Annotated in this window: 21 protein-coding genes; 10 read left to right on the plus strand and 11 right to left on the minus strand. The window is 33.9% G+C overall.

Going from position 1 to position 17,697, the window contains the following annotated elements; genetic code table 11:
* The first annotated feature begins 29 nt into the window (after positions 1-29).
* The 5 genes from COD11_RS04545 to COD11_RS04565 all read left to right on the plus strand — a co-directional run bounded on the left by COD11_RS04545 (position 30) and on the right by COD11_RS04565 (position 5,092).
* Positions 30-302 (plus strand): hypothetical protein, encoded by a 273-nt coding sequence (locus COD11_RS04545; RefSeq protein WP_141549645.1) that lies wholly within the window; start codon positions 30-32, stop codon positions 300-302.
* Positions 303-679: 377 nt separating this feature from the next.
* Complete coding sequence (locus COD11_RS04550; protein WP_098795571.1) at positions 680-820, plus strand: DegQ family regulator; 141 nt, start codon at positions 680-682, stop codon at positions 818-820.
* A gap of 142 nt (positions 821-962) precedes the next feature.
* Positions 963-1,877 carry a polyprenyl synthetase family protein gene (locus COD11_RS04555; RefSeq protein ID WP_098795572.1) on the plus strand — a complete coding sequence of 305 codons (915 nt, stop codon included), beginning with the start codon at positions 963-965 and terminating at the stop codon, positions 1,875-1,877.
* Positions 1,878-1,922: 45 nt separating this feature from the next.
* On the plus strand, positions 1,923-4,223 hold the full coding sequence (locus COD11_RS04560; RefSeq protein ID WP_098795573.1) for a histidine kinase: 2,301 nt from the start codon (positions 1,923-1,925) through the stop codon (positions 4,221-4,223).
* Positions 4,224-4,699: 476 nt separating this feature from the next.
* Positions 4,700-5,092 carry a hotdog fold thioesterase gene (locus COD11_RS04565; protein ID WP_098795574.1) on the plus strand — a complete coding sequence of 131 codons (393 nt, stop codon included), beginning with the start codon at positions 4,700-4,702 and terminating at the stop codon, positions 5,090-5,092.
* Between the two features lie 93 nt (positions 5,093-5,185).
* On the opposite strand, the gene mnhG is transcribed toward COD11_RS04565, so the two are convergent.
* Genes mnhG through COD11_RS04600 form a run of 7 tightly spaced genes read right to left on the minus strand, consistent with a single transcriptional unit; the run spans position 5,186 to position 10,940 of the window.
* Positions 5,186-5,542: a monovalent cation/H(+) antiporter subunit G gene (gene mnhG / locus COD11_RS04570; protein WP_098795575.1), complete on the minus strand. Its 357-nt coding sequence runs from the start codon at positions 5,540-5,542 to the stop codon at positions 5,186-5,188.
* The gene (locus COD11_RS04575) at positions 5,526-5,810 is read right to left on the minus strand and encodes a Na(+)/H(+) antiporter subunit F1 (RefSeq protein WP_098795576.1); all 285 of its coding nucleotides are present in this window, start codon (positions 5,808-5,810) and stop codon (positions 5,526-5,528) included. The genes mnhG and COD11_RS04575 overlap by 17 nt, the downstream gene beginning before the upstream one ends.
* The gene (locus COD11_RS04580; protein ID WP_098795577.1) at positions 5,810-6,286 is read right to left on the minus strand and encodes a Na+/H+ antiporter subunit E; all 477 of its coding nucleotides are present in this window, start codon (positions 6,284-6,286) and stop codon (positions 5,810-5,812) included. The genes COD11_RS04575 and COD11_RS04580 overlap by 1 nt, the downstream gene beginning before the upstream one ends.
* Before the next feature lie 5 nt (positions 6,287-6,291).
* Positions 6,292-7,770: a Na+/H+ antiporter subunit D gene (locus COD11_RS04585; protein ID WP_098795578.1), complete on the minus strand. Its 1,479-nt coding sequence runs from the start codon at positions 7,768-7,770 to the stop codon at positions 6,292-6,294.
* Positions 7,763-8,104 (minus strand): Na(+)/H(+) antiporter subunit C, encoded by a 342-nt coding sequence (locus COD11_RS04590; RefSeq protein WP_098795579.1) that lies wholly within the window; start codon positions 8,102-8,104, stop codon positions 7,763-7,765. The genes COD11_RS04585 and COD11_RS04590 overlap by 8 nt, the downstream gene beginning before the upstream one ends.
* Positions 8,104-8,526 carry a Na(+)/H(+) antiporter subunit B gene (locus tag COD11_RS04595; RefSeq protein ID WP_098795599.1) on the minus strand — a complete coding sequence of 141 codons (423 nt, stop codon included), beginning with the start codon at positions 8,524-8,526 and terminating at the stop codon, positions 8,104-8,106. Before COD11_RS04595 ends, COD11_RS04590 begins: the two co-directional genes overlap by 1 nt.
* 8 nt (positions 8,527-8,534) lie before the next feature.
* Positions 8,535-10,940 (minus strand): Na+/H+ antiporter subunit A, encoded by a 2,406-nt coding sequence (locus COD11_RS04600; protein WP_098795580.1) that lies wholly within the window; start codon positions 10,938-10,940, stop codon positions 8,535-8,537.
* Between the two features lie 198 nt (positions 10,941-11,138).
* Here COD11_RS04600 and COD11_RS04605 point away from each other — a divergent pair, with 198 nt between their 5' ends.
* Complete coding sequence (locus COD11_RS04605; RefSeq protein ID WP_098795581.1) at positions 11,139-11,366, plus strand: hypothetical protein; 228 nt, start codon at positions 11,139-11,141, stop codon at positions 11,364-11,366.
* Positions 11,367-11,506: 140 nt separating this feature from the next.
* On the plus strand, positions 11,507-12,064 hold the full coding sequence (locus COD11_RS04610) for a DUF5366 family protein (RefSeq protein ID WP_098795582.1): 558 nt from the start codon (positions 11,507-11,509) through the stop codon (positions 12,062-12,064).
* 52 nt (positions 12,065-12,116) lie between these two features.
* On the opposite strand, the gene COD11_RS04615 is transcribed toward COD11_RS04610, so the two are convergent.
* Together COD11_RS04615 and COD11_RS04620 are read right to left on the minus strand one after the other, a co-directional pair.
* On the minus strand, positions 12,117-12,524 hold the full coding sequence (locus COD11_RS04615; protein WP_098795583.1) for a thiol-disulfide oxidoreductase DCC family protein: 408 nt from the start codon (positions 12,522-12,524) through the stop codon (positions 12,117-12,119).
* Positions 12,525-12,556: 32 nt separating this feature from the next.
* Complete coding sequence (locus COD11_RS04620; protein WP_098795584.1) at positions 12,557-14,374, minus strand: transglycosylase domain-containing protein; 1,818 nt, start codon at positions 14,372-14,374, stop codon at positions 12,557-12,559.
* Between the two features lie 586 nt (positions 14,375-14,960).
* Here COD11_RS04620 and kapD point away from each other — a divergent pair.
* Entirely contained in the window at positions 14,961-15,539 is a 579-nt protein-coding gene (gene kapD / locus COD11_RS04625) for a 3'-5' exonuclease KapD (RefSeq protein WP_231309790.1), read from the plus strand.
* A 97-nt stretch (positions 15,540-15,636) separates the two neighbouring features.
* Here the strand turns inward: kapD and kapB are convergent, their stop codons facing one another.
* Positions 15,637-16,020: a kinase-associated lipoprotein KapB gene (gene kapB, locus COD11_RS04630; protein WP_098795586.1), complete on the minus strand. Its 384-nt coding sequence runs from the start codon at positions 16,018-16,020 to the stop codon at positions 15,637-15,639.
* A 152-nt stretch (positions 16,021-16,172) separates the two neighbouring features.
* Here kapB and COD11_RS04635 point away from each other — a divergent pair, with 152 nt between their 5' ends.
* Together COD11_RS04635 and COD11_RS04640 are read left to right on the plus strand one after the other, a co-directional pair.
* Entirely contained in the window at positions 16,173-16,370 is a 198-nt protein-coding gene (locus tag COD11_RS04635) for a hypothetical protein (protein WP_098795587.1), read from the plus strand.
* 92 nt (positions 16,371-16,462) lie between these two features.
* Positions 16,463-17,035 carry a superoxide dismutase family protein gene (locus tag COD11_RS04640; RefSeq protein ID WP_098795588.1) on the plus strand — a complete coding sequence of 191 codons (573 nt, stop codon included), beginning with the start codon at positions 16,463-16,465 and terminating at the stop codon, positions 17,033-17,035.
* Between the two features lie 45 nt (positions 17,036-17,080).
* Here COD11_RS04640 and COD11_RS04645 read toward each other — a convergent pair whose 3' ends face one another.
* On the minus strand, positions 17,081-17,656 hold the full coding sequence (locus COD11_RS04645) for a sensor histidine kinase (protein ID WP_098795589.1): 576 nt from the start codon (positions 17,654-17,656) through the stop codon (positions 17,081-17,083).
* Between the last annotated feature and the right edge of the window lie 41 nt (positions 17,657-17,697).

Below are 17,697 nucleotides of genomic sequence, written 5' to 3' on the forward strand. Positions count from 1 at the left end.
AATGTTAAAGATATGAGTGTACACATCCTATGACAAGTCCTCAAAATTCTCTTTATTCTAAGGAGGCTTGTAGACACGATATGGTGCAGCCAACATTTTATGTGTTAGATGACAAGATGGTTGCGGTTTTTTCGGTGTTAAAGGACAATTGCAAGGTGACAATGGAGTGTTTGTATTCAAAAACAGGAATTGAGGATTACACGTTAGAGTACCATGGTCCTCAAGAAATGAAATCTCAGTTAATTCAACTAGCTGTTTCAGAGGCAGAAAACATTTTTACAAAGACTATATTGACTGTTTAAGTTAGGAGAGATCTATTTGAAATAGGTCTCTTTTTTAGGGTGTTAAAAACTTTTCATCTGGTTTTTTAATTAAAGCTCAATGGAATGGATTATTTTCGCTCAAAATATGAAAATAGGGCTACCATATACCCATAAAAACAAAATGACAGACGAAATGTTTATTTGTTAGGACTTAAGGTAGAAACAAAAATAAAAAAAGTCGGTAAGACGAAGAAATATATAATTTGAACTATTGCGTTTGACTTGCGGCATCACGCATTGAGTCATAAGAATTATTTTCGGTGAAAAAATACCTTATTTAGATTAGAATTTAACTTATAGAAAGCAGACTAGGTTGGCCTTACATTCGCTTACCAACAAATAGGGAGTGTGAAACTGTGAATCAACAAAAGATTGATGAAATGACACAGCTTTTATTAAAGATAGAACAAGAGTTAAAAGAATCAAAAGAATCGCTGCAGCTTATAAATAAAAGTATCGATAAATATGATAAATTTGCATTTTTAAATGTATCTTAAGAAACTTGGATAAAACCAAGTTTCTTTTGTTTTTTATTGACATAATTTGGCGGTTAGTTGAGAATGGAAGATGATTGATTTATTCAATGAAAGAGATCTCAGCAAGTAGTCATATAAAGCTAGACAGGTGGTTGGCCAAAAGATGGTTGATAATGAACATATTAAACAACAAATGATTCAGATCATTCAATCGCAAGTAAAAGAGAGCGAATTACAGCATCTTGTTGTTTCTTTTATTAAGGAAAAAGACAACTTTCATTTTGCTCATTTGGCCATATTACATTATGTTGCATTCGAGGGAAAGAATGCAGAAATAGTGAGGCTTGCTGCTGCTATTCAATTATTAATCTTATCTTTTGACATGTTGGATGATCTTGAAGACTTAGATAATATGGAAGAGCCATGGATGAAAATTAACCATTCTATTGCTTTAAATGCGGCAACGTTGATTTATACGTTAAGTCATAAAGTGATATTATCATTATCTTCTCCATATAAGATTCAAATACTTGATTCATTTACTAGGTTTTCTCTCCAAGCAATGGAAGGGCAGCATCTTGATTTGGAAAACTCTTTATTTACTGAAGATGAATGTATCAAAATGATGAAGTATAAGTCAGGTTCTTTAATTGCATTAGCATCTGTAAGTGGCATGCTTTTAGCTGGTGCAAATGAAGAAAAAGTTGAGACATATTCGTATCAAATTGGAATTGCTGCCCAAATTGAAAATGACTTTAGAGATTTATTTAATCCAAATAAAAACGACATTTCAGCACAAAAAAAATCATTAGGCTTTCTTTACCTTCAAAAAAAGTGTAACGAATATTCTTTGGATATTATTGAAGGCTTTAAAAGTGAAAAAACAGTCGAAGCCTATTTTGGAAGTTATACAAAATTTAGTAACAAACTCTTAAATTCCGGAACTGTGCATTATTTAAATGTCATGAAACAAATAGCTGTAAATAAAGCAACAAAATTAATAAATGAATTACCAATTAAACAAGACCAAATTGAGAGATTAAAAGCTGTTCTATTAACTAGTAAAGAACAATTTTGAACGATTAATATAAATAATTTATGTTGAAAGGTGATTATAATTTAGATGCGTCTTACCTTTAATAGGATGCTCCAACTATTAGTCATATTAAGTATTATTTTTGTCCTTTATATTATAATTTTAAATTATAAATACCCATATGTTGGAGCTAGAATAATTGAAACAAATAATGAAGAAATGCTGATTTCTGAAATTGAGCCAAAAACCTGGGCAGAAAAAGTGGGTATTCATGTTGGGGATAAGATCGTTGAAATAAATAACAAAGATCCACAGCTTCATGATCCAGCTGTTAGTCATGGTCTCCTTGAACAGATAAACTCAGTTAAGGTACTTAAAACTAATGGAATAACTAAAGAATATATTGTTCCATCAACTTTATTCAGTAATCAGGTTTTGTTTATGATAATCATCCCTTTAACAGTTCTTGCTTTATGCTTGTTTAGTATTTATTTTATAAATAAATCAAACAAAGAGACAAATCAACGGTCTGCTCATTTATTAATCCTATTTTTATTAATAGTAGCCATGGCTTATCTTAGTGCAAGTGGTTCTTCAAGGGGAGATTTACTAAGTAGATACGTGAATATAGCATTATTTACATTAGTTCCAGTAAGCTATTTACACTTTATCTATCAATATTTTAAAGAATTGGGAAAAGAACTTTTCAGATTTTCTTATATTATATTTGGTTATATGCTGGTATTTATCAATATTTTGGCTGAATTAGTTCATAATTTTTGGGGAATGACCATAATAAGTAACAAGTTGCTTACACTAATGTCGTTTCTTATTTTACTTATTTTAACTTTTAGTTTAAAGTTTTCAGGTTTAAGAAAAATTAGATATTCAGAGCAAGCATATTTAGTTAAAATATTAATTGTAACAAATGTTTTAGCTTTTACACCTTTTCTTTTGTTCTATGTCATTCCGTATGTAATTTTTCAAAAGTATGTATTTTCGCCAATATTTTTATCTGCTTTTTTACTCTTAATTCCCTTTTCATTAGTTTATCAATTTTTGGTAACGAAGATATACGATATAGAATTCTTGTTAGGAAGACTTAAATATTATTCAATACTTGCCATAATTCCAACTCTGATTATGGTTATGATTATGTTCACTTTAAAAGACAGTAATCAAACTTTTTCTTCTGTCCAACTTTTTGTTTATATTTACTTAGCTATGGTGTTCATTTTTTATGTGAAGGAAGTTTTAGATGATCGTTTTAGATTAAAGAGGTTTTCTGAAAAGTATAATTATCAGGACAGCATTTTTAAGTATACTCAAAGTATACGAAAAGCAAGTAATTTGGAACAGGTTATTGCAGAATTAAAGCAAGTAATTGTGGATGTACTCCATGTTAGTAAGGCATATTTTATCGAGCTTGATAAGGTAAAGAATATTACTTCTGTTGATCCCTTAGCAAAGGAACAAAATTATAGATCTTATTTAAAAGAAATTAAAGAAGCGTCAAATGAAATTGGTAAGATTGTTGAAATAGATAAAGGTTTTGTTATTAATATAGGTGTAACTGATAACAAGAGCTATGTATTAGTATGCTTGTCTATACTAAACACACCTAAGTTAACTCGTGATGAGGTGTCATGGTTAAAAACTCTTTCGTTTTACACGAATGTTTCATTAGAAAACTTTTTGAAAATTGATGAACTAATGCAACACTTACAAAAGGTTGAGACAGAGACAGAGGGAGGAAAACCAGATTGGCTAAATAAGATTTTGTTTTCTATAGAAGAAAAGCAACGATCTCATTTAGCTAAGGAAATACATGACTCTGTTCTTCAAGACTTGGTTTCTTTAAAAAGGCAATGTGAATTGGCAATGTCAGAAGAAGATGCTGATGTTCTTAAAAAACAGCTGCAAAGCATAAACAGCAGTATGACGAAGGTTATTAAAGAAACAAGAGAAACATGTCAAGAACTGCGACCACAGTTACTTTATGATTTAGGCTTAGTTAAGGCATTAAATAAGCTCATTATGCAATATCAAGACATTGTAAGCTTTGATATCCGACTTAATACTGGTAATATGAATGCTTCTTTGGATATTGATACTCAATTAAACATTTATCGAATTGTACAGGAATTGCTTATAAATGCTCATAAACATTCAGAAGCAACAAATGTTGTGATTATTCTTGTTTTTATAAAAGATAAGATTGTTCTCCATTACGAGGACGATGGTATTGGTTTTAATTATGAAGAAATAGGTGATCAAAAAGAAAGAACAGGCCTTTCAGGTATTAGTGAACGGGTCAAAGCTTTAAAAGGATCGTTCTTAATTGAAACATCAAGAGAAAATGGATTAAAAATAGATATTGAAATATAGACTTGGCGAATGCCAGGTCTTTTCTATTTCAAGTACATTTCCTGTTTTCTTTAATTTTACAAAAACTAAACAAATCCTCAATATAGCCATGATATTTATCCATTAAGATGTTAATTATATCCTTTTAGGAATCAGGAAAGCGTTTCCTAAATGAGGAGGTTATAATGGATATTATGGCTGTACTTCCAACATTACTTTTATTGTTTGTTTATTTTATTTTTGTTGTGTTTGTTCTAAGGAAATAGTAAGAATTTTTTTGCAGGATTTTAGCTGTCATCTTCATCTAAGCCTGAAGTTTATTTCATCTTCGACTTCTGTAATTATTCACACTTAAATTCTTTAAAGCCATTAAATGATGTTTTGCACTTTTATTTTTCGCTTCAAGAATCTCCTTATGATAGACTATATTTACAATTGTTTATAGTAAACAAGGTAAATTATTAAGAGTAATAGACTATGTGAAGGGGCGGGTCATAATGGATTTTAATGTGAAAAATACATTAATAGAGACTTTAGGAATAGAAGTAACCACTGTTACACCTGAATGTGTGATTGCCACAATGCCAGTAGATCATCGTACACACCAACCATTCGGATTACTTCATGGTGGAGCATCAGTTGCTCTTGCAGAAACTGTAGCAAGTATTGGCGCTTATAATCTAGTTGATCATGAAACAGAAGTATGTGTAGGTCTAGAAATAAACGCAAATCATATTCGTGGGAAAAAATCAGGTGTAGTCACAGCATATGCTAAACCTGCACATCGTGGGAAAACAACAATGGTATGGGAAATAAAGATCGTAGATGAAGATGAAGAGCTGATATGCTTGTCCAGATGTACAATGGCAATTTTGAAGAAACAAAAATGAGGAAATCTTTTATTAAACGATGATATTGATCATGCATGCGCAAAGCAAGAGGACATTAGTTAATTAGAGGATAAAAAAGTAGATGAGCAACGCTCATCTACTTTTTTCATGTTTTCTTGCTTTAGCTAAATCATCTTGAATACTTTTCTCCCACAACGGAACACCGGTATTATATGCGGCTCTACTTATTAGATGTCCTGCAACAGGCGCTGTGATAAAGACAAAGATAATCCCTAAAAGCACCCTAGAATTTGCATGGTGATCAATAAGTAAATAATACATAAATAATCCCAATAGGATACTAATGATACCTAATGTAGCACTCTTTGAAGCAGCATGGTTACGAGTATACGGATCAGGCAAACGAACAACTCCGATTGCTGCTATTAAGCTTAGTAACGAACCTTGGAGAATAAGAAAGCCAACAATGAATTTACTGATTTCGATCATTTTCAATGATCTCTCCTTTCTCCAGGTATTTAGAAAAGGCAACAGTACCAATAAAAGCCAATATTCCTAATAGAAGAATAACCTCAACAAAAGCACTTGTGTTAAGAACAATGGAGATAATAGCCGTTATTGCAATTAAGTTGATCCCGATTGCATCTAGTGCTATAACACGATCTGGTGTTGATGGTCCTTTTACTAGTCGATAGACGAATAAAAGAGTCGAGATGGCAACGATAATGAGTGAAATGGTCATAACTAGCGTAAACATTAACGGCTCACCTCCTTGATCGCTTTTTCAAACGTATTTTTTATATCAAGTTTTGCTTGTTCGACGTCATCAATATCCATTGCATGGATATATAATGTTTTATTATCTTCAGAAACTTCAAGCACGAGAGTTCCCGGTGTTAATGTAATGAGATTGGAAAGAATCGTAATTTCCCACTCCTTTTCAAGCTCCGTCTCAAGAGAAAAAATTCCTGGTCTTAAATTAAGCTTGGGAGAGAGTATTACTTTTAGTACAGATACATTGGATTTAACAAGCTCTACTAAGAAAATATAGAGAAGCTTAATAATCGCAATCACGTTATATAAATAAAATCTGTGTTGAAAAAAACGTCTTAGAACAAAAAGAATTAATATCCCGAAAAAGTACCCTTTAGCAAAAGCTAAGGAAGAATAATCATTCGAAAGAAACATCCATAAGAACCCTAAAATAAAGTTAAGTAAAATTTGAAATGCCATATGATCTACTCCTTCAATACGGCTTGAATATAGATTGATGGATCAAGCAGAGTATCGGCAGCCTGTGAAATATAAGGTGATAGTGATTCAACCCCAAAGCCATAAGCAATTGACAATACAAGCAAGATGACTATTGGGAGTATTAACCCCTTTGTAGCCTCTTTATTAACTGGGATTTTATTTGGCTCTCCCCAAAAACCATGGATGAATATCTTCATTACAGAGTATAGTACTAACAAACTTGATAGCAGTACAACGAAAGCAATTGTGTATTCACCAGCTTCAAAGCCGCCCTGAATAATTTTTAGCTTTCCGATAAAGCCGCTGAGTGGTGGAATTCCTGCTAAAGCCAAAGTGGCAATTAAGAACATCCATCCAAGAAAAGGGTGGCTAGCAATCAATCCGCTAAATTTACGTAAATTACTAGTGCCTGTTATCGCAATAATTGTACCCACTAAGAAGAATAATGCTCCTTTAACAATCATGTCGTGAACTAAATAATAAATAGAGCCTTCTACTGAGTTTGGAGTGTTTGCTGCGATTCCAAATAAAATAACACCAACTGCAGTAATAATGTTATAGATGACAATCTTTTTAATATCCCAATAGGCAATTGCTCCAATGACACCAAAAACAATTGTTAGTGCTGAAAGCCAGGCGAGTATTTGGTGTGTAAAAGATGGCTCGTGATAGAAAATAACGGAATACACACGTGTAATGGAATAAACCCCAACTTTTGTTAATAAAGCGCCGAACAATGCTGTAACAACAGCAGGTGGTGCCTGGTAGGAGGCAGGAAGCCAAAAGTACAACGGGAAAATCGCACCCTTCAAGCCAAAGATGACTAGAAAGAGAATGGCGATGACTGTTAATAACCCGGATTGCCCCATATCTGCTATTCTTACACTTAAGTCTGCCATATTTAATGTTCCTGTTACTGCATATAAATACGCTACCGCAATAACAAAAAGTGCCGAAGAAATAACATTGACTAAGATGTATTTAATTGACTCGCGAAGCTGATTTTTGGAGCTTCCTAATACAATCAACAAGTAAGAAGACATAAGCATGACTTCAAAAAATACAAAGAGATTAAAAATATCACCTGTTAGAAAAGCACCAGTTACACCTAAAAGTAAAAATTGAACTCCTGGATAAAAGTAAAACTTTTCTCGATCTCTTGTTACGGATGAGAAAGCAAACAATAACGATGTAAAGCCAATTATACTTGTTGTTAACACTAACAAGCTAGCATACATATCGGCAACAAGTACGATTCCATAAGGTGGTGCCCAATTTCCGATCTCTAGTGTCTGAATGCCGTTTGTATGAACGGTCTGAACGATCACAATGGAAGCAATGACACTTAAGAATGAAGCAGCAGCACTTAGCCATTTTTGAACAGTAATATGTTTGTTGAAAAAGATTAAAAGTATTCCCATTAAAAATGGGATGACAATTGGCAAGATAATTAAGTTATTCATATTGATCATTTCCCCTTAGTTGATCCATATCATCAGTCCCAAGCTCTTGGTATGAACGGTAGGCAAGAACAAGGAAAAAGGATGTGACTCCAAAGCTAATAACAATCGCAGTTAAAATTAAAGCTTGTGGAAGTGGATCAACGTAGACTTCTGCATGCTCACCAAGCAATGGAGCAGCACCTTTTTTTAGTCCTCCCATCGTTAAGATGAGTAAATGTGCACCATGACTTAGCAAACCAGTACCAATAATAATTCGTAATAAACTTTTGGATAACATTAAATAAACCGCAGCCGTAATAATGATCCCGACAACAATAGACATTAAAATTTCCATTATTCCGTCTCTCCAATCGTTTGAATAATGGTCATCGTTACACCGATAACAACGAGGTAAACTCCTAAATCAAATAATACCGCTGTAGCTAAGGATGTTTTTCCTAGCAGAGGTAACTGTACATAGCTAAATGTATGTGTTAGGAACGGAACATTGAAGAAAAATGAACCGATTCCTGTTAATACAGCAATTAATAAACCAGTTGCCGTTAACTTCAGATAATCAACCTGTAGGGTATTGACAACTGTTTTTATATCAAAGGCTAATAACAGTAAGACGAGTGCCGCAGCAGTCATTAGTCCGCCAATAAAACCTCCACCTGGTGTATAGTGTCCAGAAAAGAAAAGGTGTAATGAATAGATAATGATAATAAACACAACAATCTTTGTAACAGTTTGAAAGATGATATCATTTGTTTTTATATCTTTTTTCACCCTTTTTCCTCCCTTCTGACTTTTAAGCGAATCATACCAAAAATTCCTAGTGCAGCAATCCCTAAAACAGCTATTTCAAATAATGTATCAAAGCCTCTAAAGTCTACAAGAATGACGTTAACCATATTTTTTCCACCAGCCAGCTTATAGCTGTTTTCAATGAAATAAGTTGAAATTGTTTCTGATACACGTTGGCTATTGGCAGATAGAGCAATAAGTGTAACGATCGTACCAACACCTAGAGATATAAGTAGGTTTGTTAATTTAAAGTGAAGCTTTTTTTCTTTCTTTTTAAATTCCGGTAAATGGTAGAAACAAAGCAGGAACAACGCTACTGATACTGTTTCCACACATAATTGCGTTAAAGCTAGGTCAGGCGCCCGAAATAGGACGAAAAAGAGTGATAATGAGTATCCAACTGACCCTAGAGCAATAATGGCAGTCAAACGGGATTTAGAAAATAAAACTGTCACTGTACCAATTACCATAACAAAAGCTAAAACTGCCTCATAAACACCAATTGGAGCAGTTCCTGCCAGGGAGAATGAAAATCCTCCGGTCGCAACCAAGGCAGATCCTAGAATAAGAATAAAGAAGGTGAAAATATACGCTAGATAATCACGGATAAATCCAGTCATATAAAATCTAGTTAAACGGAACGAAGATCGATCAAGTTGATGTAATGCTGCATCATATCCTTTATTTAGCGTTAGCTTTTCAGGAACTAGACGATAAACAGATCTCCACTTTGTAAGAGATAAGTACCCGACAATACCTAATGCAATAACACCTATTGTCATGAATAATTCAACAGTGAATCCATGCCAAGGATAGATATGAACATGAAAATGTCCTTCATCACCTAGTAATCCCGGAATGATTGAAGCCATCGCCGGTTCAATAATCGTGTAAGCTAAAATGTTCGGGAAGAAGAAGAAAATAACGACAAGTGAAGCCAATATAATCGGCGAAATGAGCATTCCAATTGGTGCTTCATGTGGCTTCTTCTTAAGCTTTTCAGGTTGATATTTCCCCGTGAAGGTTTTAAATACCAATACCATGCTGTAAATAAAAGTGAAAATACTACCAACCCAGGCGATAATCGGAAATAATAGACCAATTGTTTCAATATTGAAAACATCCATTTCCATTACACGAATCATACTAGTAAAGAACATTTCTTTACTAAGAAAACCATTAAAAGGAGGCAATCCTGCCATTGAAAAGGCTCCAATAATTGATATCGTGAACGTAATTGGCATCAAACTCATAAGACCGCCAAGCTTCCTGATATCACGTGTTCCTGTTTCATGGTCAATAATTCCAACCACCATAAACAAGCTTCCTTTAAAAGTAGCATGGTTTATTAGATGGAAAATAGCAGCAAGCGTCGCAACTGTATAGTAGCTATCATCAATAGACTCTAGAGCTAGTGCAGCGGAACCAACACCGAGCATTGACATGATCATTCCTAATTGACTGACTGTTGAGAATGCAAGTATCCCTTTTAAATCAGTCTGCTTCACTGCATTGAATGATCCCCAGAACATCGTGAAAATACCGAATGATGAAACAATCCAAAACCATTCAGGTGTCCCGGAAAATACAGGACTGAAACGTGCTACTAGATAAATCCCAGCTTTAACCATGGTTGCTGAGTGGAGATAAGCACTTACTGGTGTTGGTGCTTCCATTGCATCTGGTAACCAAATATAAAATGGAAACTGCGCTGATTTTGTAAAAGCTCCAAACAAAATTAAAATAAGAGCAGGAACAAAAAGTTCATGCTGTGCTATTTCCGGTACTTGACCAACAATTTCTCGAATGCTGAAAGTACCAGTCATCATATAAAGCATAATAAAACCACCAAGCATGAGAAGTCCGCCAAAAATAGTGATAAGCATAGACTTCTGTGCACCGTAACGGGATTTTTCTCGGTGGTACCAATAACCGATTAACAAGAAAGATGAAAGTGATGTGAATTCCCAAAATGTGTATAAAACAATCAGGTTATCAGATAAAACAACACCGAGCATGGCACCCATAAACATGAGTAAATACACATAGAAGGTGTTTAATTGTTCTTTTTCTTTTGATAGGTAATAGATCGAATAAAGAACAACTAAGGCACCTATTCCAGAGATTAGTAAGGCAAATAATAGTCCAAGACCATCTATGTATGCAGTAAAGTTAATACCAAGAGTAGGTATCCAATTTGCGGTGTAACTGACTTGATCACCGTGCATAGTTGAATCTAGAAATTGTATAAAATAAACAAAGAGCAGGATCGGTAATCCTAGTACAAACCAGCCTGTATGAATGTTACGAAAGTACTTATACAGGAATGGAATAAGTATGGCAAGTAAAAATGGTGATAAAATTGCCACATGTAATAATGTCATCTTTTAACCTCCTTATAGTATTTAAAACAAATCTGGCTCAGTATTACTGATTTATTATGTTCCAGATTGTGGAGCACTATGAAATTATATCAAATATTGCTCATTTCAAGTTCATATGAACATAAAAATGATAACAAATTTCTGCTAACTTGTATATTATAAAGACCTTAAGAACATCCTAAGGTTTGAGGTGATTCCATGCACAAAACAAAGATTTTTGTCGCAGGATGTTTGTTTTCATCCTTGTTTAGCAGTGCTTGGTATATAAATGAAAGAGTAAAACGAGAATATGTCGAAACGATTTCATTTGAGGACTCAGTCATACAGTTAACAAATACTGAAACACCGATTGAATCGTTAACAGAGGAAGCAAATGTATTTGAAAAGTTTCGACCGCGTGAATATGTACGCGTTGTACTTCGTTAACAGGGTGTTAATTATAGACATCCTGTTTTTTAGTACAAAGAAATATGAATTTCTATTTATTTACATGAAGTCTTGTCAAAGCGAATCTGCTAATTCATAATAGGATGGAAACTGAATTATTTAGCAAGGAAACTGATTTTATGAAAAATACATACTTTACTAGTTATTTTCCGCTAATTACAATCTTATTATTTAGTGCTTCGTTATCGATCGTTACAGTCATGATTGTAATCGATTATTTGCAGGTGTTTGGTATTTATGATGGAATGCTGGAATTCTTCTCTAATAGTGGGATCAAGCTGGCGTTATTTACTGTTTTTTCTCTTCTGTTTTTTATGCTGTTTTCAGCATTAAAACTAATTGCAAACACGGTTACTGAGCTTTCGCTTTTGTTTTTTTCAAAAGATGTAGCAGGTGAAAATTTGACTAAAATTAGAGGAGGATCTTCCATTTATTTAATTGGTGGGGCACTTTCTCTTGCTGCTGTTCAGTATCCTTATGCAATCATCGGAATATTTCTTTTAGCAACACTGATTTATTTTGTTTTTATCGTTTATAAATTTAGTCAGTCATTAACCTCGCTATCTTTAATAGGATTAGTGCTATTTCATGTTCTTTTTTGGTTTATCTTTATACTTGGAACATTGTATCTATGTATTAGGCTTTATAATAGTGTGATGGCGAGCTTGCCTGTCTAAAATAAAAAAGCTGAGATTGACGGATAACATCAATCTCAGCTTTTTTTATTGTTCAAGGTAAAAACCTTTTTCTATCCTCAGGTTTTGGGATTGTACATTGATCTTTTTTGCCAAACCACTTATATCGATTTCTTGCAATGAAGTCGTATAGCAGGTCTCGAATTGGTCTGGGGACTATTTTGAATAGATATAGAAGTTGCCAAGTTCCACCTAGAAGTTTACAGATTTCAAGAACAGCTGATGATTTTGTATAATAGCTACTACCCCTAATCACGACTAAACTATTGAAGTTAGTAGTCGGAAGTTGGAATTTTTCCAAGAGTTCTTGTCCTGTGTTTGACTGCAGAGCAGCGAATTGAAACTTAGCTTTTTTATCGTATCGAATAATAAACTGAACAGCTTGATCGCAAAAATGACACACTCCGTCAAAGAGAAGAATAGGCTGATTATCTGCATTCAAATTTTATTCCCCCCTTTTTGAAGTACTTGTCTTTATTTCATCATTTCTTTCCAAATAAGAAGATGTGAGCCTCTGTCATAAACACTCCTAATGTTAGCAGGCTGATCTTTACCAATCCAAACTACACCAGTATACTGATCCGTTAAACCAGCAAACCATAAGTCATGATAATCGTTAGAAGTTCCAGTTTTACCACCTACATAGCTTTTATTCATTGCAGCCTTTTTACCTGTGCCGCTTGACACAACAGCAGAAAGTAATGATCGCATCTGTTTGTTGGTCGTTTCCTTCCATACGCGAATAGGATTCTCACCCCATTCGTAAAGTGTTTTGCCTGTTTGATCAGTTACTTTAACAATAGCATGATTTTCATAATATATACCGTTATTGCCAAAAGTAGTGTATGCATTTGTTAATTCAAGGGGAGAAATTCCATACATCATCCCACCAATGGCAGCTGGAAGGTGATAATCTTGTTTTGAGATTTTCGCAAAATTAAATGGCGCTAAGTAAGAAAAACCTTTTTCAATTCCAATTTCATGAAGCATCCGCACTGCAGCAGTGTTATAGGAGTATTTTAAAGCCGTTTCCAATGAAACCATGCCATAATTTCTTCCGCTATAATTTTTGGGACAATAGCCACCACTGCAAAATCTGCCTGCGTTGATTCGGGATTTGGTAGTTGCTCCGGTTACATCTATATAAGGTGCATAATCCAGTAATGGTTTAATAGAAGAGCCGGGTTGCCTATAAGCTTGAAAAGCGCGGTTAAATTCAAATTTATTATAGTTTGTGCCTCCAGCAAGGGCAACAATTTGATGTGATTGATGATTAATGACTGCAGCAGCACCTTGAATATCATCGGATTGAATGTAAGTGTTAATTGATTGAACAAGTTTATTTTGACGTTCACTTTCTAACGCTGTATAAATGATCACACCTTGACTTAAAATGTCATTTACACGTGTATTTATTTGGTTATGATCCTTTAATCCTTCTTTTGCAGCAACCAACTGCTTTAACTCATGGTGAACATATGTTACATAATCTGGTTGAATATCTACTTCCTTCTTTATAGAAAGTTTTATAGGAAAATTTGTTGCGGTCTCTCTCTCTTCCGCTGTAATAGCTCCGAATTCATATAGAGTTTGTAGTAATCTTTCTTGTCTTACTTTTGTTGCTTTATAATTTTTAACTGGATCGTATTGTGTGGGATTATTTGGTACGGCACTAATAAAGATAAGTTCAGCTAGATGTAGTTCGTGAATTTGTTTATTAAAATAAAAATCTGCTGCTGTTCCAATTCCATACTGACCATTAGCGAAATAAATAGCATTTAAGTAGTATTCAAATATTTGTTCTTTTGTAAAGGATTTTTCAAGTTGATAGGAATAAAGGAGTTCGCTCAGCTTTCGATTATAAGATTGTTCGTGATTTAAATAAACGTTTCTAGCCAGCTGTTGAGTAATAGTGCTTCCGCCTTGCTCCACCGATTCAGATTTCGCGTTAATTAATACTGCTCGAAACATACCAGCAGCATCAAAGCCTATATGGTCAAAGAAACGCTGATCTTCTGAAATGAGATAAGCTTTTTTTACGATCTCAGGGATGTTTTCGTATTTAACATAAATCCGATTTTGTTGATTTGATGTTATTTCTGAAATAAGGCGACCCTCATGATCATATACATAACTGTTTTGTGCTAAATCAACAGATTCAATGGGTATTTTTTCATCCAATATGGTACTAATCCCTTTAATAGCTTGAGATTCTTTACCTGCCACAAAAACACATATGATGAAGATTGGTACCATAGTAAAGATACAAGCCCAACCAAATAAATGTCGCATACTGATTCACTTTCTTTCTACTTATTCTGCTCTATAACGACACAACAGAGACAAAACGAATAAACAATTTATATGTTATATATCGGAAAAACTCAATAAATTTCAACAGTCAATTTAAAATTATACCTAATAATGATCGTTGCTGAATATATTGTAAGATAGAGTAAAGATAATCATCTAGTCAATTAAAAATAGTCAAGGGACAATTCATTATTTTTGGAAAAATTAAAGTTCTTTTTAATGCATCGGTGATATAATAAAGAAAACTCGTTGATTGGCGAGCCTGAAAGGCGAAGACAGAAACGTAGTTGCCCTTATACTTCATACTTAGAATTGGCCACTACGTCGAATCAACCCTCTTTGCTGCCAATTCATACCTATTTAACGTATAAAGAAAACTCGTTGATTGGCGAGCCTGAAAGGCGAAGCGTGATGAGTAGTAGCCCTTATGGATGTTGATTACCTACGTAAAAAACTTTTCTATGTTGCCAATATTTTCTTAACGTTTAAATAAAATAAACTAAAGGAGGAGCGAAACAGATTGGAGGGACAAGAGCAATTATTATTTATTGATTTTGAATTTACCATGCCGGAAGGAAAAGCGAATCCAAAGGGCTTTTATCCAGAAATTATTGAAGTGGGTATTGTTTCTGTTAAGAACCAACAAATTGAAGAGCAATTCTCCTCATATGTTAAACCGAACAAATTCCCCTTATTAACTGAGCGATGTAAAACTTTTCTGCAAATTTCGCAAAATAAAATTGATCAAGGAATGACTTTTTCAGAGCTTTTAGCTGTACTAAATGATTATAATAATGGATCATCAACAACTGTTATTACTTGGGGCAATATGGATATGAAGGTGCTCCGTCATAATTGCCAAATGAGTAGTGAAGAATTTCCATTCACAGGAAAATTTAGAGATTTATCAATGGAATATAAAAAGTTTTTTGGTGATCGTAATCAAACCGGCTTATGGAAGGCTGTTGAGGAATATGGGAAAAAGGCTACCGGTAAACATCACCGTGCATTAGATGATGCCCTAACTACGTACAATTTATTTAAATTAGTTGAAGAGGATAAAAGGTACTTGCAAAAGCCATCCCCAACAACAATAGGTGATCGAATTGATCTGTCAAAGGTATTAAATAAATATGCAACATAAAGCAGAAATAATGTACAAAATTATGTATATGAAAAAAGCTCAATAACAATATTTAAAAGTAAATGCTAAATATTGTTATTGAGTAAACATCTTTCAATTAATGAGGGAAATACTCTTTCTCAAGAACATCAACCCTTTTCAGGGATTCCTTAGCCCATTCAATATTATTTTCTTCAAGTTCTTTCTTCATAACATCCAGCGCTTTTCTTAGCGACTGCTGATATTCTGGAATTTCGTCTTCGAATCGTTTTACCATCTGTTTTGGAACGTTTGTTTGTTCGTTGTAAGCCAATGCCCTTCTCTCGTGAAAAAATTGGACATCCACCTGTTTTGGATTATGTAAATCACCTTGTTGTGGGTGCTTTAGGACAGCTTTAACTTGTACTAAATAATGCATAGGTTTAATGTCGGTAATAACACCAATGTATTTACCTGTTTTATAAATGCCTGTTACAACATCTCCGATTTTCTTTTCATCCATTATTCTCACCCCTTGGATATTTATTTTATATCTTTTATAGTACCATGAAGGCTTTAAAATCGCATTTGTGACTGTTTCTTGACTATACTTTTAATAGCTAGTGAATTCGTCTAAAACTTGCTATAGTTAGGAGGAAGAAAGGTCGTGAAAACATGAATCAATTATTTCCTATTTTTGGATTATTTTTATATTTTCCTGAGGATAAGTCAGAATATATACCTGCTGCGATTACAATGATCATTTTTACTATAGCAGCTTTCTTTGCTTTCCGATTTATCATGAAGCTTTCTAAAAAAGAACAAGAACAAGTAGAAAAATTAATAAATCAAACGAAGCAAGATCAAGACTAAGACTAAGGGAAGACAACTTTTCATAAAATGAATAAGTTTATACATTGTGACAAAAAATACCCTATAGCCAAACGATTTCATTGGAGGGTAATATGAAACGTAAAACATTTTTGTCTTTGTACTTTGTTTTTCCTTTTATTTTGTCCGGTTGTATGGAAAAAGAAATCACCAAAATGGATGTTGAAATGTTTAATGCAAGTGGTGATTCACTTGGTACCATTAAAGTATCTGAGCAACCAGAAGGTGTAAAGTTTGAAGTGATGGTAGAGGGGTTACCAGAAGGTGAGCATGGAATAAACATTCATGAAAAAGGTACTTGTAAGGGACCTGATTTTAAAAGTGCTGGAGATCATTTGAATCCTGATGATAAAAAGCATGGGCTTTTGCATCCCGAAGGTGCTCATGCAGGGGACCTTCCAAATGTTATTTCCGAAAATGGAAAAACAGAAGCGGAATTAATGGCTCCTCAATTAACCCTAAAAAGTGGAAAGAAAAATTCTATTCTTGATCCAGATGGAGCAGCTATTGTGATAACGGAAAAAATGGATGACGGCATGACTCAGCCAGCAGGAGATTCAGGAGCTAGAATTGCCTGTGGAGAAGTAACGGAAAAAGAAGCAAATCGTGGCGATAAGAAAGAAGTCAAACCTGAGGAAGAAGAATAATCATGTAAAGGTGACAGAATCATATCTGTCACCTTTTATTTCTTATTAACCTGATAAATTCTCGTTAAAAAGGTGAGAATAATCCGAGCTGGTATCGAAGTAAAGAGGAAAAGAAATAATAGCAACTGTTCCTTTGCTAACTTCACTTATGTATTTGACAGAACCACCATGGTTTTTAACTATACTATATGTAACCGTCAGTCCAAGTCCCGTTCCATCATCTTTAGAAGAATAGTATGGTTCTCCTAATCTCTCAATTTGCTCTTTAGTCATTCCAATCCCGTTATCAGATATTTTAATATGTATTGTGCTTTCCAATAAACATGCATGAATTGTTACCAAACCTTCCATATTTGGAACAGCCTCTATGGAATTTTTGATAATATTAATAAAAACTTGTTTTAGCTTAATTGGGTCTCCAAAAACATACAAATCCTTATCAATTTCACATTTGAATTTTACTGTTTTATAGTTTGCATAAGATGTCATGAGCGTAGTGATATCATTTAGAGTATCGGTTAAGTTTATTTTTTCTTTGGCCATGCTTTTTTGTCCAGCCATACCTAGATAGTCAGTTATGATGGCTTGGGCTCGATCCAATTCTGTTAACACAAGATCCATGTACTCTCTTCTTTGACTATCAGGCCTTTATCTACAGTAAG

It is taken from the genome of Bacillus sp. AFS040349, from assembly GCF_002577655.1.
In the GTDB taxonomy this organism is placed as follows: Bacteria; Bacillota; Bacilli; order Bacillales; family Bacillaceae; genus Metabacillus.